This is a genomic window from Peptoniphilus sp. HMSC062D09, from assembly GCF_001811425.1.
Taxonomy (GTDB): domain Bacteria; phylum Bacillota; class Clostridia; order Tissierellales; family Peptoniphilaceae; genus Peptoniphilus_A.
This window is the reverse complement of sequence record NZ_KV804704.1, coordinates 50752-73732: the sequence shown is the minus strand read 5'-3', so window position 1 is coordinate 73732 and position 22981 is coordinate 50752. Positions and strand designations below refer to the sequence as shown.

Genomic DNA, 22981 nt, shown 5'->3' with positions numbered 1-22981 from the left:
TAACTTGAATTTATAATCTAAATATAATAAAAAACTCCTCACTGTGAAAAATTTTCACAGGAGGAGTTCAAAATATAAATTTTATTTTTCAGAATATTCTGCTTTAAGAGTCTTGCCCTTAATTTTTTTGCCGTCAAGATCTTTTATGGCATCTTTAATCATATTTTTTGGAATTTCCACAAAAGTGAAGTTTGGCATAATGTTGATCCTGCCAATTTCACCTGGAGATACATTTGTGTGCTTCTCAATAAGCCTAATGATTTCGCGAGAGTCTACGCCATCTCTCTTGCCCTTATTGATAAAAATCTTTGGTCCTTTAATCTTTTTCATTTCTTTAGTCGTCTTGGTCTTTCTATTAGACTTGTCAGCCCTATTAGATCTATTCATTTCAAATTTTTTGCCAAAGTCAACCTTATCAAGCTCAGTAATTTTTCTGTTTTTTGAAGACTCATTTACCATCTTTAAAAGTGAAACGCTTATGTCGTATAAACTGTGTCCCTGAGCCAAAAGTTTATTTAAAACTTCGCTGTATCGGACATTGTCTTCTGCCTTTAAAATATTTTTGCTGACCCTGTCAAGTAAATTTTCCATACTTTCTCTTTCAAGGTCCCCTTTAGTTGGCAAATCTATTCTTTCCATCTTTATATTTGCATACTTTTCGATTTCTCTAAACTTTGGATAGTCCCTGCTAGTCACAAAGCTAAAAGACAGACCCTTTTTGCCAGCTCTTGCCGTACGCCCAATTCTGTGGACATAATACTCAGCTTGCTGTGGCAGGTCGTAGTTAAAAACAATGTCTATGTCAGAAACATCAAGACCACGAGCAGCAACATCAGTTGCAATTAACACATCAATTGTTCCTTTCCTAAACTTTTTCATGACATTGTCCCTAGAAGACTGACGCATATCGCCGTGAAGGGAGTCCACCTTGTAGCCCTTTTGTGCAATTTCCTCTTCCAAATTTTCCACCATTCTCTTAGTGTTGCAAAAAATAATAGACTTCTTTGGCTTGTGAATTAAGATGAGCCTGTTTAAAATTTCCGTCTTCATATTCCTATTTAATTCCAAATAGTATTGCTTAATTTTTTCTGCAGTGAGCTCCTTCTTTTCGATGATAACTTTTTTTGGATTTGTTTGATAAAGTTTTGAAAATTCCTTTATCTCATTGTCAAAAGTTGCAGAGAAAAACAAAGTTTTTCTGTCATCATTTGTCTTTTCGATTATAGTCTTCATGTCATCCCTAAAGCCCATGTCGAACATCTCGTCTGCCTCGTCAAGAACCAAAAATTTTAAATCAGATAAATCAATAGTCTTCCTCTTCATGTGATCCATGACCCTTCCTGGAGTGCCTACTACAATACTTGCGCCCCTCTTTAATTCTCTAAGTTGCTTGCCCATGTCTGCTCCACCATAAATAGCAAGGACCCTTATAAAAGTTTTATGTTTAGAAAGTTTTTTAAGTTCTTCTGACACCTGTCTTGCAAGTTCTCTCGTTGGAACAAGGACAAGTGCCTGCAAAGACTCATAATTATTATCTACAATTTTTTCTATCATTGGAATGCCAAAAGAAGCAGTCTTGCCAGTGCCCGTTTGAGCTTGCGCAAGAAGGTCGTGACCATTAAGTATTTCAGGAATTGTTTGCTCCTGTACTTCTGATGGATTTACAAAACCCATTTCCTCAATCGCCTGCAAAACTTCCCTAGATAAATTTAATTCGTTAAATCTCAATATATTCTCCTAATCTATTTTGAACAAAAAAATAGACCGAGATTCACTCGGCCCTCAAGTTCTTTCCTTACGCATTATAACACATAAGCTGCAAAAAAACTTCCTTATCGAAAAAATATTTAACAAATATTTAAATTGCAAAAATTATTTAACAAGCTTTCCCATATACTTTATAATTCCGCCCTTAAGGTTTATGGCATTGTAGCCAAGCTCACTTAGGTAAGATGCCACTTCATAGGATCTTCTGCCACTTCTGCAGAGGATATAAATTTCTCTGTCTTTTGGGATCTTGTTTAAGTTATTTGGCACTGTCATCATAGGAAGGTGAACTGCTCCCTTTATTGTCCCTGTCTCAAATACTTCTTCATCTTCACGCACATCTATGATAAAGGCATCACTAATCTTATCAATATCATTTACATTTGTCTCTTTCATTTTTCACCACTTCTATTTTATAAAAAAAGACCCCGAAGGGTCTATTATTGAAATAATTATTTTACTGCGATAGCTTCGATTTCGATTAAAGCTTTCTTTGGAAGGTTAGCTACTTCAACACATGATCTTGCTGGTTTGTGTTCTGTAAAATATTCTGCATAAACTTCATTTACTGCTGCAAAATCATTTACATCGTCTAAGAAAATATTTACTTTAAGAACCTTGTCCATGCTTGATCCTGCTTCTTCTAGGATTGCCTTGATGTTGTCAAGACTTCTTGCAGTTGCCTTTTTGATGTCGTCAGATACAAGTTCGCCTGTTTCAGGTATTAGTGGAATTTGTCCTGATGTGAAAATAAATCCGTTAACTTCTGTTGCTTGTGAATAAGGACCTACTGCTGCAGGTGCTTTGTCAGTGTGTAGTGTTTTAACCATTATTATTCCTCCTCATTTTCATGATCATGGTTTTTATTGTCGCTATCTTCCCACAATCTTTCGAGATTATAATATTCTCTCTCATCCTTGTGGAATACATGTACTATTATATCACCAAAATCTAAAATTATCCATCTACTTGAATTTTTGCCTTCAGTGTTCATAGGCTCTTCGCCTTGTTCTGAAAGTTTTTCGTCAATTTCCCTAGCAAGGGCATCTACTTGGGTTGATGAGTTTCCACTTACGATTACAAAATAATCTGCTATGGAAGTCATGCCTCCTATGTCCAAAACTTTTGTGTCGATTCCCTTTTTTGATTCACAAGATTTCAAGATAATATCTAATTTTTCTTCTACTGTCATTTTGCCTCCTATTTAAAATTATATTCAACAAGCATTACTTGTATTTTATTTTCGTTTGGCACGAAGTATGATACTCCTCCCATATATTTTGGTGTGCCTGGAAGTGTATTTGTTGTTATGTCCTCTGTGCCTATGCTGCGCATATTGGCTGCCACCTTAATAAGTTTTTTTACTGGAATATTGTTTTCAGAGTAGTTTACATAAGAGCCTATGAGGAAGGGTGCCTTTAATAAAGTCTTTGGCTCCTTAATCTTAGATAAAAGTGATGCCATAAATTGTTGCTGTGCTTTAACTCTTCCAAGGTCTGCGTCCTTGTAACCCTTTCTAAATCTTAAAAATCCAATGGCATCGTAGCCATTAAGTGTTTGTGTCCCCTCTCTTATGTCAATCTTTAGAGGTGGGTCTGCTGTTGGGTCTTCATACTTCATGTCCATGGGTACATCAACTGTGACTCCGCCAATTTTATCTACTACATCTTCTACAAATCTGTAGTCCACTGTGACATAATATTTTATATCTGTGCCAAGAAGGTTATTTACAGTGTCAAGAGTTAGCTCACTTCCTCCATACTTAAAGGAGTGGTTGATTTTTGTCTTTTTGTAACCATTGATCTTTGTGTAAGTGTCCCTTGGGATTGAAATTATATTTACCTTTTTGCTCTTGCCATCTACATTTACTACCATAATTGTATCTGACCTGGCATTATCTGCTTTTTTTGAGTCGAGAGAGTCCACTCCAAGCATTAAAAACTGAAGATCTTCTCCATCTTGGTCTAGCTTGCCGTCGTCTTCATTTCCTATAAAATAAAAGTATCCTGCCACGCCTGCTAGTGCCAAGACCAGTACGACTATTATTGTCGTTATAAAAGCTTTAAAAAAAGTTTTCAAATATTCATCTCCTTATAAAAATTTCTAGCTAAAACTGTGGTCGGGACAATGTAGGAGTCACGCTCAACTAAAAATTTTAGGGTGTTATTTAGTGCGAAATACATGGCAGCGTCTAAGTCTTTATTGGCAAGTTCCCTTGCCCTTTCTACGCCGTCAAAATTTCTCAAGGGCTCAATATAATCTGCCAAGAAAATTATTTTTTCAAGATCAGACATATTGGCTCTGCCAGTTGTGTGATAAGTAATGGCATTTAAAATGTCCTCATCATCAATGCCATAAAATTCCCTTGCAAATAGGGCGCCAAGATAAGAGTGAATGATTTGCGGAGCGTTTATCATCTCCTTAGTTAGGAGGAGATTATTATCCTTGGCTTTTTTAATTAAATCTTTCTTATCTCTTATTTTTGCACAATCGTGTAAGAAACCAGCAATTTCTGCCTTTTCCACATCTACATCGTGAATCTTTGCAAGCTTTATGGCTGTGTCTTTTACCCTTATTGTGTGAAGAAATCTCTTTTCGCCAATTCTCTCGCGAATTTCATTCTCATACTTTTTTAAATCATAGGTCATTTTTATAAAACCCGCTTTCCTTAATATAATTCACAACTTCTTCTGGAATTAAATATCTAACAGATTTTTCATCTCTAATTCTATCTCTAAGTTCAGTTGAAGAAATTTCGTAGAGGGGTGTGTGAATAATTTCCACACTAGTCCCATAATTTTCTCGCAAAAATTTTAATTCTCTATTTATTTCTTCGATGTCTATATATTTTGGTCTCAGTGCCACAACAAATTCAATTTCCTTTGAAAGCTCTTCTATTTTTTTCCAAGTCTTAAGTTGAAAAAGTGTGTCTAGACCTATTAAGAAAAATAATTTTTCTTCTTTATAAATTTTTTTTAGTTCTCTAACTGTATCAACAGTGTAGGATAATTTTACCCTCTTGGTTTCTATGTCAGAGATTTCAAAATTTGGATTTGACTCTATGGCGAGCCTTACCATGTCATACCTGTCCTCTGCCGAAACATCAAGGTCCTTGTGAGGAGGATTGCCCGTTGGTATAAAGATAATTTTGTCTAGACCTAACTCTTCCTTTAAATATTCACAAATCATGAGATGACCGTAGTGAATGGGGTTAAAAGTTCCTCCAAAAATTCCATATTTTTTCATGGCAATTCTATTTTTTTGTTTTCCTTAGATTCTCTATAAATTGTAAGTTTCTTGCCAATTTTTTGCACAAATTCCGCCCCAGTTTTTTCTAATATTTCGTCAACAATTTCATCAACTTCTACTGGTGCATTTTGCAAAACTTTTATCTTTACAAGTTCATGATCCTCTAAAAGTTTATCTATTTGATTTAAAAAGCCTTCATTGATGCCATCTTTTCCAAGTTGGATAAGGGGATCCATATTGTGAGCAAGACTCTTTAAATATGATCTTTCTTTTCCTCTTAACATTCTTTCTCCTATCTATTATTTATTCAAAAAATTCAAATTCGTATCCGCCGATAAATACAGAGCATCCATCTTCTGCCCCAAGTTCTTCCAACTTTTCAACAACTTTATTTTTTCTAAGATTTTCTTGGAAATATTTAAGTGAGTCGTAATCGTCAAAATTTGTGGAGCGAAGGAGTTTGTCAATATAAGGTCCTTCAACAAAGTATTCGCCATTATCTTTAAATACTTTTATGCCTTCTTCTCTTGTAACTTCTTCCACATGCTCTTCATCGTAGGTCTTGTAGTCACTATAATCTACTTCTTTTAGCTTATTATATGTTAGCTTCATTAATTTGTCCAAATTTTTTGTAGTTGCACAAGAACCTGCTATAATGTCGTATTTGTCGCCAAGTTCTTCTTCCAATTTTTTTAGATTTTCTTGGGCACCTGGCATATCCATTTTGTTGGCAAAAATAATTTGCTTCTTTTCGCCTAACTTTTCATTGTATCTCACAAGTTCTTCGTTGATCTTATAAAAGTCCTCAAGAGGGTCCCTGTATTCAGAGCCAGAAATGTCAAGGACATGGATTAAAATTCCAGTTCTCTCAACATGCTTTAAGAACTCGTCTCCAAGTCCAATTCCTTCAGATGCCCCTTCAATAAGACCAGGTATGTCTGCAATTACAAAGGATTCACCTTCATCAATTCTTACAACTCCAAGGTTTGGAGAAAGGGTTGTGAAGTGATAGTTTGCAATCTTTGGAGTGGCAGATGTCACTATGGAAAGTAGGGTTGACTTGCCTACATTTGGAAAACCAACAAGTCCAACATCAGCGAGAAGTTTTAATTCTAAAATTACTTCCCTTTCTTCGCCAACATTGCCTGCTTGGGCAAAGGCCGGTGCTTGTCTAGTTGATGTCTTAAATCTTGCATTGCCAAGGCCACCCTTGCCACCCTTACATACAGTGACAGCCATATTATTTTCCTTTAAGTCGTAGATGACGCCCTTGGTATTTGCATCTCTAATTAGAGTTCCAACGGGAACTTTTAAGATTATGTCCTCGCCATCTCTTCCAAATTTTAATTTACTCATGCCGTTTTGTCCATTTTCGGCCTTGTATTCTCTTTTATATCTAAAATCCATCAAGGTGTGAAGTCCAGAGTCCGTCATTACAATTACGCTTCCGCCTCTTCCACCGTCGCCTCCAGCAGGTCCACCAGCTGGTTCAAACTTTTCTCGTCTCCAAGCGACAGCGCCATCTCCACCTTTTCCGGCTTTTAATTTTATTTTTGCTATATCTATAAACATTTTAACCTCGCATTTTCTAAAATTATATCATAGAATTAACACTGAATTGTAGTGAAAACTTGAACCTTATGTCAAATATGTAAAATCTTGGTGAAATTTTAGATTTTACAAAGAAAAAAATAAAAGCAAGGTTTCCCTTGCTTCATCTTTATGCTAATTCAACTTTTTCTTCTTCGTAAACATTGGCGAATTTCTTTCCGCCCTTGCCCTTAGTTGTGAATCTCACAATACCATCAGCCGTAGCAAATAAAGTGTCATCAGAACCCTTCATAACATTTTCGCCTGGATGGATTTTTGTTCCTCTTTGTCTAACTAAGATGTTGCCTGCTAGAACAAATTGACCGTCGCCTCTTTTAACTCCAAGTCTCTTTGAGTTTGAATCACGACCGTTCTTAGAAGAACCTGCTCCCTTTTTTGAAGAAAAAAGCAATAAATCAAATTTAATCATTTTACACCTCCACGATCTTTAGTGTCAAATATTCTGGGTAAGCCTCATCGATAAGCTCAATTCCCATTATCATAAATTCAAAACAAGTTTGAATATCTTTTCTTTTAAAAATATCACTATTTAAAATTTCTATTTTCAATAATCCGTCGCCCTGTGTGTCTTTAATTTCACTTTCACAAACTCCAAGTTTATTTATCAGTGTAAAATAAAGAGTTTGAGTGAGAGTAGAAATGCTGGAGCAGACAATTTTATCAAATTCGCCCTCTGCATGACCACAAGACTTAAATCCACAGTAATAATCGCCCTTTTTGTAAAGGTCAATACTAGTCATTAGTTAATACCTGAAATTTCAACTAAAGTGTATGGTTGACGGTGTCCGTTTTTCTTTCTTTCGTTTTTCTTAGATTTGTATTTGTAAACAACAACTTTTTTGTTCTTACCTTGTGCCAATACCTTAGCTTCTACTTTTGCGCCATCAACAAATGGAGCACCAACTTTAGGCTCATCACCTGAAACAAAAAGAACTTTGTCAAAAGTTACCTTGTCGCCTTCTTTAACATCTAATTTTTCAACTTTAATTTTGTCACCAGCTTCAACAACATATTGTTTTCCGCCTGTTTCAATAATTGCGTACATTGTAGCACCTCCTCATTACAAGACTCGCCATTATAGGCACCTATGTTTTTAAACCTATTCTGTGCGGTTACATCAATGTATTTTATCACAAGGACTTGGCTTTGTAAAGAAATTATTTGCTATTTTTAGACAAATCCTCATAAAAAATAAGCAGGCTTTCACCTGCTTAGATTTTATCTTTATTTAATAAGATTTTCAACTGAAAAATTAAAAATTAGTCAGTTATTGTCATATTTTTGATTTCTTCTTTAAGTGATGCAATAAATTCATCTACATCAACGCCATCGATTTCTTCGCCATTTCTCTTTCTAACAGAAAGTTTGCCAGAAGTTTCTTCTTTTTCACCAATTACTAGCATGTAGTTGATCTTCTTGACTTGTGCTTCTCTAATCTTGTAGCCAACTTTTTCTGTACGACCATCAAGGTGAACTCTAAGTCCTTCAGCGTGAAGTTTGTCTGCAATTTTTTCTGCAAAATCTTTAAATTTGTCAGATACAGGGATAACTTCAACTTGTACTGGAGATAACCATAGTGGGAATTTACCTGCAAAGTGTTCGATTAGGATACCCATAAATCTTTCAACTGAACCAAGTAGGGCTCTGTGAAGCATAACTGGTCTCTTTCTTTCTCCATCTTCATCAACATAAGTTAAGTCAAAGTTTTCTGGAAGTTGGAAGTCAAGTTGGATTGTACCACATTGCCAAGTTCTTCCAATGGCATCTTCTAGGTGGAAGTCAATCTTAGGACCATAGAAAGCTCCGTCGCCTTCGTTAATTGTGTATGGAAGTTTCTTTTCTTCTAGGGCTTCCTTAAGTGACTTTTCAGCCAAGTTCCATGATTCGATGTCGCCCATGAAGTCATCTGGTCTTGTTGAAAGTTCAATTGTATATTTAAAGCCAAAAGTGCTGTATAGGTAATCAGCAAGGTCAATCATCTTAAATACTTCGTCTTTAACTTGTGAGAATAGGCAGTAAACATGGGCATCGTCTTGAGTAAATGTTCTTACCCTAAATAGTCCGTGTAGGGCTCCAGAAAGTTCGTGTCTGTGAACAATTCCGTATTCAGCAAGTCTAATTGGAAGGTCTCTATAAGAGTGATTGTTTGAATTGTAAACTAAAATTGAGCCTGGGCAGTTCATTGGTTTTACTGCATAATCTCCGTCGTCAATTTTTGTGAAATACATATTGTCCTTGTAGTGATCCCAGTGTCCTGATCTGTGCCACAAAGCTTCGTTTAAGATAATTGGAGTTAAGATTTCTCCATAACCATTTTCATTTAGAACTCCTCTCCACCAGTCAAGTAGAGTGTTTCTCAAAATCATTCCATTTGGATGGAAGAATGGGAAGCCAGGTCCTTCTTCGTGCATGCTAAAGAGGTCAAGCTCTTTTCCAAGTTTTCTGTGGTCTCTCTTTTCAGCTTCTTCACGTCTTTCAATGTATTCATCTAATTGTTTTTGTTTTTCAAAGGCAATACCATAAATTCTTTGTAGCATTTTGTTATTTGAGTCGCCTCTCCAATAAGCACCAGCTATTGAAAGAAGTTTTATTGCCTTAACTTTTTTAGTTGAAAGAAGATGTGGTCCCTTGCAAAGGTCAGTGAAGTCGCCAATCTTATACATAGTGATCTTTTCATCTTCTGGAAGGTCTTCAATTAGTTCAACCTTGTAATCTTGATTTTTTTCCTTGAAATACTTTATTGCTTCTTCTCTTGAAACTTCAATTTTTTCTACTGGAAGATCTTTTTTAGCAAGTTCCTTCATTTTGTCTTCAATTGCCTTTAGGTCTTCATCTACAAATCTGTGTTCAAGGTCTAGGTCATAGTAGAAGCCTGTTTCAGTTGCAGGTCCAATGGCAAATTTTGCTTCTGGATAAAGTTCCTTAATTGCATAAGCCATTAAGTGAGATGCAGTGTGCCATAAAATTTTCTTTCCTTCAATGTCATCGAATTTTACAACTTTGAAGTGAGCATCTTCATAAACTTCATCGTCAAGTCCTAAAATTTCTCCATTGACAACAGCTCCAAGGGAATCTCTAAGAAGTCCTTGGGAGATATCTCCAGTAATTTCTTTTACCTTTACGCCACTTTCATATTCCTTTTGTGATCCGTCTGGGTATTTAATTATCATCATATCCTCCTAAAATTAAAAAATAAAATAAAAAAAGTCATCATCCCAAAGGACGATGACCGTGGTTCCACCTTAATTAAACTCGAGGGATTTAACGCATCCATACGCCATAGTTTGCTATGGGGCTCCAAGTTAGTTTTCAAAAATATAAAATTGGAAACTTGCACCAGCCGTTTCCTCTCTAAAAATTTTATATAATTTACTCTTCTTATCAAAGCCATTTTTAAAATTGCTCTTATATTAACATATAATCTTTAAAAATTCAAGAGTAAAGAGAAATTCTCTCTCAACTTACTAACATTTATTACCCTCTGTAAAGTTTTTAAAACAAAATTTTTCTATTTTTGATATAATTTATGAAGAAAAATTATTTGGAGGCAAATATGAAAAACAAGCTAAAATATCTTTTTATTTTGACTATCCTTATGGGTTCTATACCAATTCTTCCTGTTCTTGAAGAAAATCTTTATGGTTTTTTTGCATTTTTAAATTTTCATGGTCTAAGTTCCCTTGCCTTGCCTATTTTAATTTCACTGCCCCTTATCTACAAAAATAAAAATTTTTACTTTTTCTATATTTTGCTTATTCCAATTATCTACAACAACTTTTTCATATTATATTTTTCCAAAGTTGTGGATTACTCTTTCACTTCAATAATTTTCTTTGTGATTGGACTTTTTTTCTCCCTTTACTTAATTAAGTACAATAAAAAAAATCCTTAAGAGGAGTTAAATTATCCTATAAAAAATATTGAGCCATAATCTTCTATTGGGTCTTTGGATAAAATTTCAATTTCATAATCATATTTTTTTATAATTTTTAAAATTTCTTCATAGGAGGAGTGATGAGAAAAATCTCCTGTGAAGAATATTTTTTTGCCCAAGGCTCCACTTGCCCCACCTATAAAACCATAGTTAAAGTTTTGAAGTTTAATCTCCCCATGATTTATCTTATAAATTGGTATAAAATCCCTTAGGCTTTCATAAATTCCGCCGTCACTTGTAATGATAAAGTCCTCTGTCACAAGGGAGGAGCACTTGCCATAGCCCTGCTTAATGTTTTTCATCTCATAGCCAGAATTTTTGTAATAATCTAAGAGAACTTGATCTGTAAATTTTAGGTTGTGGATGAAATAATTTTTAAAAGTGAAGGCATTCAGGGGCACATCTTTTGGATACTTTTTTGACAAACTTGAATGTGATGGAAGGATCTTTTTGTCTGGAAAAATTTTTTTGTAGTATTCAAAATTATCTCTGTCCACAACAAGCTCTCCACTTGGAAGTGGGTGTACTAAAATATCTGGATGAGTGTCAAGCCCCTTTAAAAGGTTTTTGTTGGCACGAGTCCTCACTACTTCTCCATAAGCTTTTAATTTTTCGGCAGAGTCTTCTGGAAAGTTTTCTGCCACAATTACATATTTCATTTCATCATCTCGTAAATTATTATTGATGCTGCAACATTGGCATTTAAGGAGTCAACATTCTCTGAGATTGGAATATTTAAAAAACCCTTGGCATGGGACATCAAAAATTCGGATACTCCCTTTGCCTCGTTGCCTATTACGACAATGTCCTTGTCCTTAAATTTATAGTCCCTTGTGGATCTTGAGTTGTTAAGTGAAGTTGCAATAATATTAAAATCTAAATTCACCAAATCTTCCCGGCTCATAAAATAAATTGGGACCCTAAAAATTGATGACATGGAAGATCTAACTGTCTTTGGATTGTATAAATCGCAGGAGTTTGGCGAAATAATTAGTCCATCAAGACCAAAGGCATCAGCAGATCTTATCATTCCTCCAAGATTTCCCGGCTCTCTTATATCATCTAAGTACAAAAATTTCCCAGACTCTTCATGAAACTTTCTGTGGACCTCACTGTAGTAGGCGATTATGCCAGGTGAAGTCACTGCATCGCAAAGATTTTTGAAAATATTGTCTGAAAAAATAAATAAGTCTTCTTCCTTCACTCTTTTTCTTATGTCAGGGAATTTATTTTCCTTAAAGGAAGACTCGCTTAGGGCAATATATTTGGGTCTAAAGTCTCTTGCCTCTTCCATTACCAGGGGCTTTTCCACCATAAAAAGTCCATGCTCTTGCCTGTATTTTTTTTCCTTTAAACTCTTTAAAAATTTATAGGTCTCATTGTTTTTACTTGTGATTATCATTTTGCTCCTCGCCTTAAAGAAAAAAGCCCCGCAGGGCTCTTCACTTTTTATTTGAATTTACTTTTGTCTTTTAAATATTCTTTGACATCAATGACTTCGCCATTTTCCATAATTATTTTAAAGGAGTAGTCATAAACATAGGCTGCAGAAAGTCCAATAAGTGATGCAGGAAGCGCCAAAATCATTCCAATGGCAGATGTCGTTAGGGAAAGAGATAAAACTGTTTCATTTTCTTTTTCAACAAGAAGTCTGCTTGCGTTGCCCTTTCTCCAAATTTCCTTTATTGCGTCAACAATTTCGTCAAGATAATTTATAACTTCGTCAACATATTCTCTGCCTGTTTTACCTTCACGACTTTCGTAGGATTCTTTTTCCTCTTCGCTTTCGAACACCTTTGAAGCCTCAGCTGCCTCTTCGTATCTTCCTTCATTGATAAATTTTATAGCGTCATCAACATCGCCATCGCTATCAAGTAGTGCCTTTCTGACAATTTCATAGGATGCTCCAGTAGTATTAATAACATAGTCAATTTTTGTCATATTAATCATAATATCACCTCGTGCTTATATTTACCCAAGAAAAATATTTTAAAAATTATTATTTCTCAGCTTGGTCTTCTGCCTTTGCATTAGTATTTGCAGAAGAATCTTGGCCTTCTTGACCTTCAGCTTGTGGAACTTGGTAAACTGCATCCTTCTCTTCATCAACTATTGAGAAGAAAGTTCTGCCTGGATAAAATTTAACTTCAGTCCCATCAGGATACTTTAAGATAGTCCTTGCATCTTCATTTGCCTTTTCCCAAGTTATTGGAGCAAGTTTTCCCTTTTGAAGAAGAAGTCCTGTACCACTTCCTATGTTTGCCATTTTTAAGGTTCCCTTAGGTCCAGCGACAACTCCCTTTTGGAAGAGAACTACAAGGTTGTCTGTAGAAAATTCTTCGCCTGTGGCTTCATCGATTACCGGCTCTCCTTGACGGATGTACTTATATTTTCCACTTGCCTCGTCGTAGATAAAATTAGTCTTATAATTTTGGTTAAAGTTAAGGGTAATTTCCTTAACATCTATGCCTTCAATTTCTGCTATCTCGTCATAAAAATTTAGTGATACAGTGTTGTCATTTACATCTACGCCCTTTTTCTCAACTAAATAATTTTCAAGTTCAGGAAGGGAAATATATCCATTGTGGGGTGCGCGCTTGCCAACATCTTTATTTCTGTGGAAGACTATTCCTTCAAGGGCAATGCCATCAAGATCAACTACGTGTCTATTTCTAACTTCAGCAAGTCCTGCTTCAGAGCCACCCCAGTGAGCATAAATTGCATTGTATTCCTTGGCAGTTTGCACAAAGTAAGGTCTTGCAGAACGAACTGGTCCAACATTTTCTGGGAAATTACTTTGGAAGAGTGCCATGTATCTTGTAAACTCGCCTTCAACTCTGTACTCATAAATTATATCAGCCTTAGAAATTTGTGCTTGAGGTCTTGCATCGTCGTGGTTATCAAGCATTACTGCAAAAATCTTTTTCTTGGCTTGTTCTTCATTATCTCTTTCTTCATGAGTAAGCGGTGTGTAGTAAACTATTTTTTCTGGTTCTTTTTTTTCTTCTTCCTTAGGTGCATTAGCTGTGTCTGTGTTTTTGTTGCAGGCAATTAGTGAAGTCGCCACTAAAGTCATAAGTAAAAGTTTTTTTAATTTTTTCATTGTCTCTCCTCTTTCTGATTTCTTTTATGTATTAACTTAATTGTAGTTTATAAAGGTCAATATGTAAACAAAGGATTAATTTTAAAAATTTTTTTCTTGTGATAAAATAAAAAGGTAGTGACTTTATGAATAAATATCTTGAAATTATTGTCTTTTTTACTGCTTTGTTTGGATACTTTTTAACTAAATACACAAAAATAGTTAAGGACGAAAAACTTAGAGGAAGGCTTTCCTATGTCTTTAACCTTATAGCTTGGCTTCTGCTTTTATATGAATTATACTTAAAAAAATTTTTCTAAAAATTTGTTAAAAAAAAAGACTAGTCACAAAAAACTAGTCTTTCTATTTTAATTATCTTCAGTAAATCTTTTTATGTCCTTGTCTGACCCCAAAACTGTTAAGATGTCCTCTTCTTTGATTTTAAAAGAAGCAAGAGGATTTACAAAATTTTCTCCACTTCTCTTTATCATTAAGACATTAAAATTATATTCTTCTCTAAGTTTTAAATCCTTTATTTCTTTTCCATGCATTTTTGGAACAGCTTTAAAATCATAAATAGTATAGCCCTTAGAAATTTCGTTGGCGTCTAGTAAATAATCATTGGATAAATTATTTGCAAGTCTATAACCCATATCTCTTTCTGGAAAAATAATTTTATCTGCTCCACATTTTAACAAAATTTTTCCAAACCTATAATTAGGTGCCTTGGCAATAACTTTTTCTATTCCTGCTTCCTTAGATGCTAGGACTGCCATAATAGCAGCTTGCAAATTTTCACCAATGGCAATTACTGCAACATCAAAATTTTTTAGTGCAAGCTCTGTCATTGCCTTTTCATCTTCAAGGTCACATATAATTGCTTCAGTGACATTTTCTGAAATTGCATCAATTTTTTCTTCGTCATAATCTACAATTACAACATCATTCTTTAAATCATATAATCTTGTGGCAACAGTAGAACCAAATCTACCACAGCCAAATACAATAAATGTCTTCATAAATTACCCCACTATTATTTTTCCTTCAGAATATTTCGTGTGTTTCTTTCTGTGATTATCTAAAATTCCCACACCTAAAGTTGCTGCTCCCACTCTTCCAAGATACATTAAGACAATTAAAATTATTTTTGAAAGAGAACTTAAATCTGCAGTGATTCCTCTACTAATACCAACTGTTCCAAAGGCTGAAACAATTTCGTATAAAATATCTAAATATAAAAACTTTCCCTGCTCAATAAGTGTAATCCAAAGAGATGAAAATATTACTAAGAAAGAGCCCAAGGTGAAAATACAAAGAGATTTTATAAGAGTTTCATAAGGTATGGTCTTGTGAAATATTTCTGTCTCTTTATTTCCCCTTAAAACAGAAATTGTTGATGATAATAAAACTCCAAAAGTTGTAGTCTTAATTCCTCCACCAGTTGATGCTGGAGAGGCACCAATAAACATTAGCATTATAGTTACAATTACAGAACCTTCTTGCATCTTTCCTATGTCAATTGTATTAAAGCCAGCTGTTCTCGATGTGACAGACATAAAGAAGGAAGATAAAATTTTTCCCTTTAGGGTCAAGCCTTTCATGGCAATACCATTATGCTCAATTAAGAAAAAAGAAATTGTGCCAACAAAAATAAGTATTGCTGTAATAGATATTACAACTTTTGAGTGAAGGCTTAAATTTTTAAATCTCCTCTTTCTATATATGTCAATAAAAACTGTGAAACCTAAACCGCCAAAAATTATTAAAATAGAAATTGTCATGTTGACAGTAAAATCAGACACATAATCCGTTAGAGAATTGCCTATGATGTCAAAGCCTGCATTACAAAAAGCAGAAACAGAATGAAATAGAGAATATAAAATTCCTTTTTCTAGACCAAAGTCTGGGATAAATTTTGTGGAAAGTAAAATTGCCCCAATAAGTTCTACAGTCAAAGAAAATTTAATAATATAAATTACAAGTCTAATGATGCCCTTGCTGGTATCTGCACTTGTTTGTTCCTTTATAATTCTTCTCTCAGTAATTCCTATTCTCTTGTTAAGTGCCATGGCAACAAGGGACAAAAATACCATTGTGCCCAGACCCCCAATTTGAATTAAAATAATTATAACGACTTTGCCAAAGACAGTCCACTGAGTGGCAGTGTTGGCGACAATAAGTCCCGTTACACAGGATGCAGATGTAGATGTGAAGAATGCATTTAAAAATCCAATTCTCTCGCCATTTGCACTAGCTATGGGAAGGTCTAATAGACAGGCTCCCAAGAAAATCAGTGCAAAAAAAGAAAGGCATACTATAAGAGGTGGATTCTTTTTTAATTTTCTAATCATAATACCCTCAAAAAATTTTTTATATATTCATTATACAAAAAAAGCTCCCTAAAGGGAGCATAAAATTAATTTTCTTTTGCAATCTCAACTAATTTTGCAAAACCAGCTGGGTCATTAATTGCCATTTCAGAAAGCATCTTTCTGTTAATATTAACATTAGCTTTCTTTAGACCACTAATGAATTTTGAATAGCTCATGCCATTAAGTCTAGCAGCAGCATTAATTCTTGTTATCCAAAGTTTTCTAAAATCTCTTTTTCTTTGTTTTCTACCAATATATGAGTAGTTTAGAGATTTCATAACAGCTTGGTTAGCAGTTCTATATAATTTTGATTTTGCACCAAAATATCCCTTAGCTTGTTTTAGGATATTATTATGTCTTTTTTTAGCGTTAACGCCTCTTTTTACTCTAGCCATCTTTACCTCCTATTAAGGGATCATGTGATCAATTCTCTTTTGATCACCTTTAGAAACTAAACTGCCCTTTCTAAGTTTTCTTAGTCTCTTAGCAGTTTTCTTACCAGTTAAATGTCCTTTATAAGCATAAAATCTTCTAAGCTTTCCAGAACCAGTTCTCTTAAATCTCTTGGCGGAAGCTCTGTGAGTTTTCATTTTTGCCATAAAAATCCTCCTTAATTATCAGACTTATCTTTGTCTTTTCTCTCTGAAAGGAACATCACAAGACTTCTTCCTTCCATTTTAGGTTTTTTGTCCACAACTCCATACTCAGAAATTAAATCATAAAACTTGTCGAGAACATCTCGTCCAAGATCAGTGTGACCCATCTCTCTACCTCTAAATCTAACTGAAACCTTAACTCTGTCACCATTTTTTAAGAAATCAATAGCTCTATTGGCTTTAGTATTTAAGTCATGATCTTCAATATTAGGAGTTAATCTAAGTTCCTTAATATTGATTACCTTTTGTTTTTTCTTAGCTTCTTTTTCTTTCTTCTCTTGTTCGTATCTGTATTTACCATAGTCCATTATACGACATACTGGTGGTTTTGCGTTTGGCGCAACATTGACTAAGTCCAGTTTTTTAGATATGGCCAAATCGATGGCTTGCATCTTAGGCACAACGCCTAATTGATTGCCTTCATCATCTACTAATCTGACTTCCTTTTCCCTTATCTCTTCATTGATTTGAAGTTCTTTAATTTCTAAGCACCTCCGTAAATTAAAAAAGCAGGCACCCAAAGATGCCCGCAAATTCATCATAATTTTAAAACAACCTAAATGACCCTGCCATTAGGTGAGAAGCGGACTTCTTCTTTAATAACAGATGATATGATAACACATAGTTTTTGTCTTGTCAAATGTTTTTTATACTAAAGATTTAATTTTTTGGTATAAAAGATCAATTGCCACTTCATTTTCGCCGCCTTCAGGAATAATTATATCGGCATACCTCTTTGAAGGCTCAACAAACTGAAGGTGAGATGGTCTTACTGTTGCCATGTATTGGTCAATAACTGAGTCAAGAGACCTTCCCCTCTCTTGCATATCCCTTTTAATTCTCCTAATAATTCTCACATCGGCATCTGTGTCCACAAATACTTTTATGTCCATGATGTCAATTAAATTTACCTCATTAAAAATTAAGATGCCTTCCAAAATTATAATTGGCTTTGGATAAACTATATCCTTTTCCTTTTTTCTGTTGTGAAGGGAAAAGTCATAGATTGGCTTTTCAATTTCCTTGCCTTCCTTTAACATCTCTAAATGCTCAAATAAGAGGTTGTTGTCAAAGGCAAGAGGATGGTCGTAGTTAGTTTTTACTCTCTCCTCAAAGGCTAGATTTGACTGGTCCTTGTAATAAGAATCTTGCTCAATTACAGACACATTATCTTTACCTATAAGCTCAATTAATTTTTTTGTGACAGTGCTTTTTCCACTACCGCTTCCACCACATATACCAATAATGCAGGCTTTAGTCTTCATTTTCTCTCCTCAAAATAAATCCTTTTTCAATAGGCTTATCTATTTTTATCTTAAAAATTTGCTTTGCCTTGTTTGCAACTTCAATTTCCTTGTCCTTGTCATCTAACATCCTTTCTATTTTGTAGTCGAAGTGTTTGATGCCAGGGCCAAAAATTTCTATTTCATCGCCAACAAAGACCCTATTTCTTTGCTCAATAGTTGCAATCTTTGAGTCCTTGTCATAATCAAGGACAATTCCCACAAAGTCATAACCCCTGATGTAGGAGTTGTCTTCATAAACTTGTGAATTTTCATTGGCCTTTCCATAAAAGAATCCCGTAGTAAAATCTCTGTGGCTAACTTTTTTTATTTCTTCCAAAAGATAGGGGTCGTACTTATAATTTTCCCTGTCAGCATAGTAAGCATCAATTGCCATTCTGTAAGACCTAATAACAGTTGCAAGATAATATTCACTTTTTACTCTGCCTTCGATTTTTAAGCTGGCTATGCCTGCCTCGATTAAGTCGTCAATGTGCTCAATCATACATAGATCCTTGGAGTTCATGATAAAAGTGCCCTCGTCATGTTCTTCAATTGGAAAATATTCCCCAGGCCTCTTTTCTTCAACTAAGTGGTACTTATACCTGCAAGGTTGTGCGCAGTCGCCCATGTTGGCATCTCTTCCCGTCATATAATTTGACAAAAGGCATCTCCCTGAGTAGGACATGCACATGGCACCGTGAGCAAAGGTTTCAATATCAATGGAATCTCCAACTTCCTTTATTATATCAGAAACTTCCTTTAAACTTAATTCCCTTGCCATTACAACTCTTTCTGCCCCAAGTTTTTGCCAGAATTTTACTGTTTCGGCATTTGTAACTGAGCCTTGAGTTGAAATGTGAATTGGAAAATCTGGTGCCACTTCCTTTACCTTCATAAACATGCCTGGGTCTGCAACTATTAGGGCATCCACTCCAATATCATAAAGTTTTTTGATATAATCTTCTACTCCCATCATGTCCTTATCGTGAGGGATAATATTTAAAGTTACATGAAGGGTTTTTCCCCTCTCGTGCAAATAGTCTGCTGCCCACTTTATATCTTCAAGGGAAAAATTCTTTGATGCCTTTCTAAGTCCAAAGCTTTCTCCTCCAAGATAAACTGCATCGGCACCATACTCCACTGCAGTCTTTAATTTATTAATATCACCAGCTGGTGCTAAAAGTTCAATCTTCTTCATCTTTTCTCCTAACTAAAAGGACTCCATCTCCAATGGGAACGACAGAAGAGATAAATCTCTCGTCTTCTGAAATGTCCTTTAAAAATTTTCTAAGTCTTTTTACAATAGTTATTTTTCTTCTCTTAACTAGGGAGTCCTCTGCAATCATGCCCTTAAATAGAACATTGTCACAGATTATAAGTCCCTTTTCATTTAAATTTTTAAGCCCAGAGTCAAAATATTTTTCGTATTGACCCTTTGCAGCGTCAATAAAAATTAAGTCGTAGGACTCTTCTAAGTCCTCCAAAAAATCATAGGCATCACTTTCGTGAACAGAAATAATATTTTCTAAGCCTACATCGGAAATATTTTTCCTGGCAATTTCTGCCATTTCATGCTTTAATTCCACACTGTCGATTTTTTCTATGCACTTATTTCTCTTAGCAAAGGAAATGGACGAGTAACCAATGGCTGTGCCCAGTTCCAGAACTTTTTTTGGCTTTTGCATTGAAATCAAAAAATTAATAAATTCTTCGCTTTCCCTTTCGATTATGGGCACATGATTTTCCTCTGCAAAATCATTCATCTCTCTTAGTTTCTCATCGTCAATTTCTTTTAAATTTCTCAAATAATTTTCTATATAATCGTAATTTATATTTGGCATAATTCCTCTAAAAAAGGGAACCTAATAGATTCCCTAAATGTCCTAAACTTCCATAATAATTGGCAAAATCATAGGATTTCTCTTTGTGTTTTTGAAAATATAAGATCTCAAATTGTCTCTGATGTCAGACTTGAGTCCATTCCAGTCCTTTAAATTGTCTCTTGAGTCATCATTTAAGATTTTTCTAACAACATTTTTTGCGTCTTCGATTAAATCTTCAGACTCTCTTACATAGACAAATCCTCTTGAAATTATATCAGGTCCTGATACAACTTTTCCTTCTTTTGTAATAGTTATTACAACTATAATAAGTCCATCTTCAGAAAGATGTCTTCTGTCTCTTAATACAATATTTCCTACATCGCCAACGCCAAGTCCATCAACTAAAATATTTCCTGAAGGAACATCGCCAACGAGCTTTGCCTCTTTTTGTGAAATTTCAAGGCAGTTTCCATTTTCCATAATGAAAATATTCTCTTCTGGCATTCCCATTTGAGTGGCAATCTTAGCGTGTTTCATCAAGTGTCTAACTTCGCCGTGAGCAGGAATAAAATATTTTGGCTTAACTAAGCTTAAAATTAATTTTAACTCTTCTTGGCAAGCGTGACCTGAAACGTGAATTTCTGAAAGAGTTTCATAAATTACCTTTGCCCCTCTCTCAAGAAGTCTATTTATAACCTTTGTAACTGCATTTTCGTTGCCAGGAATTGGAGTTGCTGAAAGAATTATAGCATCATTTGGAGTTAGCTGAATCTTTCTGTGTTCTCCATAGGCAATTCTAGTAAGGGCAGACATTGGCTCACCTTGTGAACCTGTTGTGATTAACACAATTTCGCTGTCGTCATACTTATCCATATCTCTTATGTCTACAAAGGTGTCTTTCTTAACCCTAAATTGTCCCAGCCTTCTTGCAGTTTCAGTAACATTTACCATAGACCTGCCAGATAAGACAACTTTTCTGCCATATTTTTCTGCAGAGTTTATAATTTGTTGAACTCTATGCACATTTGATGCAAAAGTTGCAATTATAATTCTGTTGTCTTGCAAGTTTTGGAAAAGTCTATTAAAGGTTTCCCCAACTTTAGATTCACTCATTGTATAGCCTGGTCTAAGGACGTTTGTAGATTCACCAATCATGGCAATAACACCCTTTTCGCCTATTTCTGCAATTCTAGTTAGGTTAATTGGCTTGCCACTAATTGGTGTAAAGTCTACCTTAAAGTCTCCTGAATGATAAATATATCCAAGAGGTGTCTTTATGGCAAGGGCACAGGCATCGGGTATGGAGTGGTTTACATTTATCCACTCAACTTCCATTTTGCCAAGCTTCACTACATCTCCAGCATTAACTACATGGAGCTTGTCCTTAGAAAGTCTGTGTTCCTTTAATTTATTTTCCAAAAGTCCAATAGTAAGTCCAGTTCCATAAATGTCTAAGTCTAACTTTCTTAAAACATAGGGAATGGCACCAATATGGTCCTCGTGACCATGAGTTAATACAAGTCCTCTAATCTTATGCTTATTATTTTCCAAATAAGTCACATCTGGTATTACAACATCAATACCAAGCATTTCGTCTTCTGGGAAAGTCATACCACAGTCGATAATAATAATATCATCTCTGTATTCTATAACTGTAAGATTTTTTCCAATCTCGTGAAGTCCTCCCAGTGGAATTATCTTCACTTTATTAGTATTTTTCATTAATTTGCCTTCTCCTCAAATTTGTGGCGGCAGTCTTCGCAATAACCCATAAATTTTAGAGTGTGGTCAACTATCTTAAAATTCTTTTCTTTTTCAATTTCGGCTTCTAGTTCATTTAAATTGTCGATATCAACTTCTTCGACTTTTCCGCAATTTATGCAGACAAGATGATGGTGTCTATGACCTTCACTTGGGACTCTAAGTTCATATCTTACAATGTTGTCGTCAAATACAATTTGATCTAATACGCCAAGCTTGTGAAATAATTGGACAGTCCTATAAATAGTTGCAATACCCATTTCAGGATCTTTCTTTGCAACTAAATTAAAAACTTCTTCAGTAGTCATGTGTTTATCCTTATTGTCCAAAAAGATTTCGTAAACCTTAGCTCTTTGTTTTGTGTATTTGTAACCCTTGTCTTTTAAGATTTTCTTAACAGGATCAATATTTATATCCATAATATCACCTATTCTAATTCGTCTAAAAGTTCTTCATAGGCTTTTTTTGCTTCTTCAAGTTCATCGTCATCGATGCCAGCAAAAAGCTCATCACCATTTTCATCTTCTATCACTTTTAATATATAGATTTCTGGCTCTTCTTCATCTGTATAGAGTGCAACATAGTCTGTGTCATCAATTGAAAATTTTGCGTCAACAAAAAATTCAACTTCAACGCCATCTTCATCATATAATTTTATTTTATCCATTTTATCACCTATAAATTAAATCTATCCAGATAGGATTGCAGAATGTATGTGGCTGCAATTTTATCTATATATTTTTTTCTATTTTCTCTGCGAACAGAACCCTCTATTAAAACTTGTTCTGCCATTAAAGTTGTCATTCTCTCGTCAACATACTCAATTTCAACATTAAATTTATTCTTCAATTTTTCTGCGAACTTCATGACCTTTTCACTTTGTGGCCCAATAGTATTGTTCATGTTCTTTGGAAGACCTACCACTATTTTTTCTACATTATTTTCTTTTATTATGTCATGAATTTTATCATAGGCTATCTTATTTGACTCTCTCTTAATTGTCACAAGAGGTTGGGCTGTAAGCATTAAAGCATCTGATATAGCTACTCCAATCCATACATCGCCAACATCAAGGCCTAGAACTCTATTCATATAACCACAACCTTTACAGGTACATATATAATATGTAAAAGAGATGGTCTAGCCATCTCAAATCTTTTCTAAATAAACTTTTAACATCTCTTGTAAAAGCTCATCACGCTCTACTTCTTGTATCATGGATCTTGCATTATCATGGCTTGTAATATATGTGGGATCGCCTGATAATATATATCCAATAATTTGGTCAGAAGGATTATAACCCTTTTCTTCTAGAGCATTATAAACAACCTTTAAAACACTCTTAATTCTCTCTTGTTCCAAACTGCTTTTTTCAAAAATTTGTGTATTATTGTTTTGATCCATAATTACCTCCAAATAGATTATATCATAAAATATCTA

The 22981-nt window shown here is 34.6% G+C and carries 32 protein-coding genes and 3 other annotated features; of the genes, 2 read left to right on the top strand and 30 right to left on the bottom strand.

The genetic code is table 11. The features are described 5' to 3' along the window. Nucleotides 1–81 precede the first annotated feature (81 nt). The 13 genes from HMPREF2801_RS03855 to thrS form a co-directional block, all read right to left on the bottom strand. Nucleotides 82–1728, bottom strand: coding sequence for a DEAD/DEAH box helicase (locus HMPREF2801_RS03855; protein ID WP_070610638.1), 1647 nt, complete (start codon nt 1726–1728; stop codon nt 82–84). A 144-nt stretch (nt 1729–1872) separates the two neighbouring features. After that, on the bottom strand, nt 1873–2163 hold the full coding sequence (locus HMPREF2801_RS03850; protein ID WP_070610637.1) for a rhodanese-like domain-containing protein: 291 nt from the start codon (nt 2161–2163) through the stop codon (nt 1873–1875). A 56-nt stretch (nt 2164–2219) separates the two neighbouring features. Further along, on the bottom strand, nt 2220–2597 hold the full coding sequence (locus tag HMPREF2801_RS03845; RefSeq protein WP_070610636.1) for a RidA family protein: 378 nt from the start codon (nt 2595–2597) through the stop codon (nt 2220–2222). Nucleotides 2598–2599: 2 nt separating this feature from the next. Next, nucleotides 2600–2959 (bottom strand): ribosome silencing factor, encoded by a 360-nt coding sequence (gene rsfS, locus HMPREF2801_RS03840; RefSeq protein ID WP_070610635.1) that lies wholly within the window; start codon nt 2957–2959, stop codon nt 2600–2602. Nucleotides 2960–2967: 8 nt separating this feature from the next. Further along, entirely contained in the window at nt 2968–3846 is an 879-nt protein-coding gene (locus tag HMPREF2801_RS03835; RefSeq protein WP_070610634.1) for an LCP family protein, read from the bottom strand. Then, nucleotides 3843–4415, bottom strand: coding sequence for a bis(5'-nucleosyl)-tetraphosphatase (symmetrical) YqeK (gene yqeK / locus HMPREF2801_RS03830; RefSeq protein WP_070610633.1), 573 nt, complete (start codon nt 4413–4415; stop codon nt 3843–3845). The genes HMPREF2801_RS03835 and yqeK overlap by 4 nt, the downstream gene beginning before the upstream one ends. Next, the gene (gene nadD / locus HMPREF2801_RS03825) at nt 4405–5013 is read right to left on the bottom strand and encodes a nicotinate-nucleotide adenylyltransferase (protein ID WP_070610632.1); all 609 of its coding nucleotides are present in this window, start codon (nt 5011–5013) and stop codon (nt 4405–4407) included. The genes yqeK and nadD overlap by 11 nt, the downstream gene beginning before the upstream one ends. Then, nucleotides 5010–5300, bottom strand: a complete 291-nt coding sequence (gene yhbY / locus HMPREF2801_RS03820) for a ribosome assembly RNA-binding protein YhbY (protein WP_019125822.1) — start codon at nt 5298–5300, stop codon at nt 5010–5012. The genes nadD and yhbY overlap by 4 nt, the downstream gene beginning before the upstream one ends. A gap of 19 nt (nt 5301–5319) precedes the next feature. Continuing rightward, nucleotides 5320–6588, bottom strand: coding sequence for a GTPase ObgE (obgE, locus tag HMPREF2801_RS03815; RefSeq protein ID WP_070610631.1), 1269 nt, complete (start codon nt 6586–6588; stop codon nt 5320–5322). Between the two features lie 148 nt (nt 6589–6736). Continuing rightward, on the bottom strand, nt 6737–7036 hold the full coding sequence (gene rpmA, locus HMPREF2801_RS03810) for a 50S ribosomal protein L27 (RefSeq protein ID WP_019125824.1): 300 nt from the start codon (nt 7034–7036) through the stop codon (nt 6737–6739). A gap of 1 nt (nt 7037) precedes the next feature. Beyond that, on the bottom strand, nt 7038–7367 hold the full coding sequence (locus HMPREF2801_RS03805) for a ribosomal-processing cysteine protease Prp (protein WP_070610630.1): 330 nt from the start codon (nt 7365–7367) through the stop codon (nt 7038–7040). Then, nucleotides 7367–7672 carry a 50S ribosomal protein L21 gene (rplU, locus tag HMPREF2801_RS03800; protein ID WP_019125826.1) on the bottom strand — a complete coding sequence of 102 codons (306 nt, stop codon included), beginning with the start codon at nt 7670–7672 and terminating at the stop codon, nt 7367–7369. Before rplU ends, HMPREF2801_RS03805 begins: the two co-directional genes overlap by 1 nt. 10 nt (nt 7673–7682) lie before the next feature. Next, nucleotides 7683–7751, bottom strand: a sequence feature (ribosomal protein L21 leader region). A 135-nt stretch (nt 7752–7886) separates the two neighbouring features. Beyond that, complete coding sequence (gene thrS / locus HMPREF2801_RS03795) at nt 7887–9797, bottom strand: threonine--tRNA ligase (protein WP_210394458.1); 1911 nt, start codon at nt 9795–9797, stop codon at nt 7887–7889. A 45-nt stretch (nt 9798–9842) separates the two neighbouring features. Next, nucleotides 9843–10021: a binding site (T-box leader), on the bottom strand. A 159-nt stretch (nt 10022–10180) separates the two neighbouring features. Here thrS and HMPREF2801_RS03790 point away from each other — a divergent pair. Then, complete coding sequence (locus HMPREF2801_RS03790) at nt 10181–10519, top strand: hypothetical protein (RefSeq protein WP_070610628.1); 339 nt, start codon at nt 10181–10183, stop codon at nt 10517–10519. A gap of 11 nt (nt 10520–10530) precedes the next feature. On the opposite strand, the gene HMPREF2801_RS03785 is transcribed toward HMPREF2801_RS03790, so the two are convergent. The 4 genes from HMPREF2801_RS03785 to HMPREF2801_RS03770 are packed head-to-tail and all read right to left on the bottom strand — an operon-like array spanning nt 10531 to nt 13664. Further along, nucleotides 10531–11220: a DUF6873 family GME fold protein gene (locus HMPREF2801_RS03785; RefSeq protein WP_070610627.1), complete on the bottom strand. Its 690-nt coding sequence runs from the start codon at nt 11218–11220 to the stop codon at nt 10531–10533. Next, on the bottom strand, nt 11217–11963 hold the full coding sequence (locus HMPREF2801_RS03780) for a TrmH family RNA methyltransferase (RefSeq protein WP_070610626.1): 747 nt from the start codon (nt 11961–11963) through the stop codon (nt 11217–11219). Before HMPREF2801_RS03780 ends, HMPREF2801_RS03785 begins: the two co-directional genes overlap by 4 nt. Nucleotides 11964–12010: 47 nt before the next feature. Then, complete coding sequence (locus tag HMPREF2801_RS03775; protein WP_070610625.1) at nt 12011–12511, bottom strand: DUF4342 domain-containing protein; 501 nt, start codon at nt 12509–12511, stop codon at nt 12011–12013. A gap of 49 nt (nt 12512–12560) precedes the next feature. Then, nucleotides 12561–13664 carry a DUF3048 domain-containing protein gene (locus HMPREF2801_RS03770; RefSeq protein WP_070610624.1) on the bottom strand — a complete coding sequence of 368 codons (1104 nt, stop codon included), beginning with the start codon at nt 13662–13664 and terminating at the stop codon, nt 12561–12563. A gap of 125 nt (nt 13665–13789) precedes the next feature. On the opposite strand from HMPREF2801_RS03770, the gene HMPREF2801_RS09295 reads away from it, so the two are divergent. Then, nucleotides 13790–13963: a hypothetical protein gene (locus HMPREF2801_RS09295; RefSeq protein WP_168162836.1), complete on the top strand. Its 174-nt coding sequence runs from the start codon at nt 13790–13792 to the stop codon at nt 13961–13963. Between the two features lie 48 nt (nt 13964–14011). On the opposite strand, the gene HMPREF2801_RS03765 is transcribed toward HMPREF2801_RS09295, so the two are convergent. The 13 genes from HMPREF2801_RS03765 to HMPREF2801_RS03705 form a co-directional block, all read right to left on the bottom strand. Beyond that, complete coding sequence (locus tag HMPREF2801_RS03765; protein WP_070610623.1) at nt 14012–14662, bottom strand: potassium channel family protein; 651 nt, start codon at nt 14660–14662, stop codon at nt 14012–14014. A gap of 3 nt (nt 14663–14665) precedes the next feature. Next, the gene (locus HMPREF2801_RS03760; protein WP_070610622.1) at nt 14666–15994 is read right to left on the bottom strand and encodes a TrkH family potassium uptake protein; all 1329 of its coding nucleotides are present in this window, start codon (nt 15992–15994) and stop codon (nt 14666–14668) included. Between the two features lie 65 nt (nt 15995–16059). Beyond that, the gene (gene rplT, locus HMPREF2801_RS03755; RefSeq protein ID WP_070610621.1) at nt 16060–16410 is read right to left on the bottom strand and encodes a 50S ribosomal protein L20; all 351 of its coding nucleotides are present in this window, start codon (nt 16408–16410) and stop codon (nt 16060–16062) included. A gap of 12 nt (nt 16411–16422) precedes the next feature. Then, nucleotides 16423–16614 carry a 50S ribosomal protein L35 gene (gene rpmI / locus HMPREF2801_RS03750; protein WP_019107680.1) on the bottom strand — a complete coding sequence of 64 codons (192 nt, stop codon included), beginning with the start codon at nt 16612–16614 and terminating at the stop codon, nt 16423–16425. Between the two features lie 11 nt (nt 16615–16625). After that, nucleotides 16626–17213: a translation initiation factor IF-3 gene (gene infC, locus HMPREF2801_RS03745; protein WP_245543905.1), complete on the bottom strand. Its 588-nt coding sequence runs from the start codon at nt 17211–17213 to the stop codon at nt 16626–16628. Further along, nucleotides 17167–17274 (bottom strand) — a sequence feature (ribosomal protein L20 leader region). (Overlaps the previous gene by 47 nt.) Nucleotides 17275–17318: 44 nt before the next feature. After that, entirely contained in the window at nt 17319–17936 is a 618-nt protein-coding gene (gene udk, locus HMPREF2801_RS03740) for a uridine kinase (RefSeq protein WP_070610620.1), read from the bottom strand. After that, the gene (locus HMPREF2801_RS03735; protein ID WP_070610619.1) at nt 17926–19155 is read right to left on the bottom strand and encodes a peptidase U32 family protein; all 1230 of its coding nucleotides are present in this window, start codon (nt 19153–19155) and stop codon (nt 17926–17928) included. The genes udk and HMPREF2801_RS03735 overlap by 11 nt, the downstream gene beginning before the upstream one ends. Next, entirely contained in the window at nt 19142–19798 is a 657-nt protein-coding gene (locus HMPREF2801_RS03730; RefSeq protein ID WP_070610618.1) for an O-methyltransferase, read from the bottom strand. Before HMPREF2801_RS03730 ends, HMPREF2801_RS03735 begins: the two co-directional genes overlap by 14 nt. Before the next feature lie 42 nt (nt 19799–19840). Further along, the gene (locus tag HMPREF2801_RS03725) at nt 19841–21502 is read right to left on the bottom strand and encodes a ribonuclease J (RefSeq protein WP_070610617.1); all 1662 of its coding nucleotides are present in this window, start codon (nt 21500–21502) and stop codon (nt 19841–19843) included. Next, nucleotides 21502–21960, bottom strand: a complete 459-nt coding sequence (locus HMPREF2801_RS03720) for a Fur family transcriptional regulator (protein ID WP_070610616.1) — start codon at nt 21958–21960, stop codon at nt 21502–21504. The genes HMPREF2801_RS03725 and HMPREF2801_RS03720 overlap by 1 nt, the downstream gene beginning before the upstream one ends. A gap of 8 nt (nt 21961–21968) precedes the next feature. Beyond that, complete coding sequence (locus tag HMPREF2801_RS03715) at nt 21969–22208, bottom strand: DUF1292 domain-containing protein (RefSeq protein WP_070610615.1); 240 nt, start codon at nt 22206–22208, stop codon at nt 21969–21971. Between the two features lie 8 nt (nt 22209–22216). Next, nucleotides 22217–22633, bottom strand: coding sequence for a Holliday junction resolvase RuvX (gene ruvX / locus HMPREF2801_RS03710; RefSeq protein WP_070610614.1), 417 nt, complete (start codon nt 22631–22633; stop codon nt 22217–22219). A gap of 57 nt (nt 22634–22690) precedes the next feature. Further along, nucleotides 22691–22945 carry an IreB family regulatory phosphoprotein gene (locus HMPREF2801_RS03705; RefSeq protein ID WP_019125846.1) on the bottom strand — a complete coding sequence of 85 codons (255 nt, stop codon included), beginning with the start codon at nt 22943–22945 and terminating at the stop codon, nt 22691–22693. Nucleotides 22946–22981: the final 36 nt, after the last annotated feature.

Excerpts from the sequence above, each read along its gene's own strand:
- rplT (WP_070610621.1), bottom strand. The coding sequence starts at position 16,410 with ATGGCTAGAGTAAAAAGAGGCGTTAACGCTAAAAAAAGACATAATAAT.
- HMPREF2801_RS09295 (WP_168162836.1), top strand. The coding sequence starts at position 13,790 with ATGAATAAATATCTTGAAATTATTGTCTTTTTTACTGCTTTGTTTGGA.
- obgE (WP_070610631.1), bottom strand. The coding sequence starts at position 6,588 with ATGTTTATAGATATAGCAAAAATAAAATTAAAAGCCGGAAAAGGTGGA.
- rsfS (WP_070610635.1), bottom strand. The coding sequence starts at position 2,959 with ATGACAGTAGAAGAAAAATTAGATATTATCTTGAAATCTTGTGAATCA.
- udk (WP_070610620.1), bottom strand. The coding sequence starts at position 17,936 with ATGAAGACTAAAGCCTGCATTATTGGTATATGTGGTGGAAGCGGTAGT.
- HMPREF2801_RS03735 (WP_070610619.1), bottom strand. The coding sequence starts at position 19,155 with ATGAAGAAGATTGAACTTTTAGCACCAGCTGGTGATATTAATAAATTA.
- HMPREF2801_RS03805 (WP_070610630.1), bottom strand. The coding sequence starts at position 7,367 with ATGACTAGTATTGACCTTTACAAAAAGGGCGATTATTACTGTGGATTT.
- HMPREF2801_RS03715 (WP_070610615.1), bottom strand. The coding sequence starts at position 22,208 with ATGGATAAAATAAAATTATATGATGAAGATGGCGTTGAAGTTGAATTT.
- ruvX (WP_070610614.1), bottom strand. The coding sequence starts at position 22,633 with ATGAATAGAGTTCTAGGCCTTGATGTTGGCGATGTATGGATTGGAGTA.
- rpmI (WP_019107680.1), bottom strand. The coding sequence starts at position 16,614 with ATGGCAAAAATGAAAACTCACAGAGCTTCCGCCAAGAGATTTAAGAGA.
- HMPREF2801_RS03845 (WP_070610636.1), bottom strand. The coding sequence starts at position 2,597 with ATGGTTAAAACACTACACACTGACAAAGCACCTGCAGCAGTAGGTCCT.
- HMPREF2801_RS03720 (WP_070610616.1), bottom strand. The coding sequence starts at position 21,960 with ATGGATATAAATATTGATCCTGTTAAGAAAATCTTAAAAGACAAGGGT.
- thrS (WP_210394458.1), bottom strand. The coding sequence starts at position 9,797 with ATGATAATTAAATACCCAGACGGATCACAAAAGGAATATGAAAGTGGC.
- HMPREF2801_RS03770 (WP_070610624.1), bottom strand. The coding sequence starts at position 13,664 with ATGAAAAAATTAAAAAAACTTTTACTTATGACTTTAGTGGCGACTTCA.
- yhbY (WP_019125822.1), bottom strand. The coding sequence starts at position 5,300 with ATGTTAAGAGGAAAAGAAAGATCATATTTAAAGAGTCTTGCTCACAAT.
- HMPREF2801_RS03850 (WP_070610637.1), bottom strand. The coding sequence starts at position 2,163 with ATGAAAGAGACAAATGTAAATGATATTGATAAGATTAGTGATGCCTTT.
- HMPREF2801_RS03705 (WP_019125846.1), bottom strand. The coding sequence starts at position 22,945 with ATGGATCAAAACAATAATACACAAATTTTTGAAAAAAGCAGTTTGGAA.
- rplU (WP_019125826.1), bottom strand. The coding sequence starts at position 7,672 with ATGTACGCAATTATTGAAACAGGCGGAAAACAATATGTTGTTGAAGCT.
- HMPREF2801_RS03775 (WP_070610625.1), bottom strand. The coding sequence starts at position 12,511 with ATGATTAATATGACAAAAATTGACTATGTTATTAATACTACTGGAGCA.
- nadD (WP_070610632.1), bottom strand. The coding sequence starts at position 5,013 with ATGAAAAAATATGGAATTTTTGGAGGAACTTTTAACCCCATTCACTAC.
- HMPREF2801_RS03765 (WP_070610623.1), bottom strand. The coding sequence starts at position 14,662 with ATGAAGACATTTATTGTATTTGGCTGTGGTAGATTTGGTTCTACTGTT.
- HMPREF2801_RS03730 (WP_070610618.1), bottom strand. The coding sequence starts at position 19,798 with ATGCCAAATATAAATTACGATTATATAGAAAATTATTTGAGAAATTTA.
- HMPREF2801_RS03760 (WP_070610622.1), bottom strand. The coding sequence starts at position 15,994 with ATGATTAGAAAATTAAAAAAGAATCCACCTCTTATAGTATGCCTTTCT.
- HMPREF2801_RS03725 (WP_070610617.1), bottom strand. The coding sequence starts at position 21,502 with ATGAAAAATACTAATAAAGTGAAGATAATTCCACTGGGAGGACTTCAC.
- HMPREF2801_RS03780 (WP_070610626.1), bottom strand. The coding sequence starts at position 11,963 with ATGATAATCACAAGTAAAAACAATGAGACCTATAAATTTTTAAAGAGT.
- HMPREF2801_RS03790 (WP_070610628.1), top strand. The coding sequence starts at position 10,181 with ATGAAAAACAAGCTAAAATATCTTTTTATTTTGACTATCCTTATGGGT.
- rpmA (WP_019125824.1), bottom strand. The coding sequence starts at position 7,036 with ATGATTAAATTTGATTTATTGCTTTTTTCTTCAAAAAAGGGAGCAGGT.
- yqeK (WP_070610633.1), bottom strand. The coding sequence starts at position 4,415 with ATGACCTATGATTTAAAAAAGTATGAGAATGAAATTCGCGAGAGAATT.
- infC (WP_245543905.1), bottom strand. The coding sequence starts at position 17,213 with ATGATGAATTTGCGGGCATCTTTGGGTGCCTGCTTTTTTAATTTACGG.
- HMPREF2801_RS03785 (WP_070610627.1), bottom strand. The coding sequence starts at position 11,220 with ATGAAATATGTAATTGTGGCAGAAAACTTTCCAGAAGACTCTGCCGAA.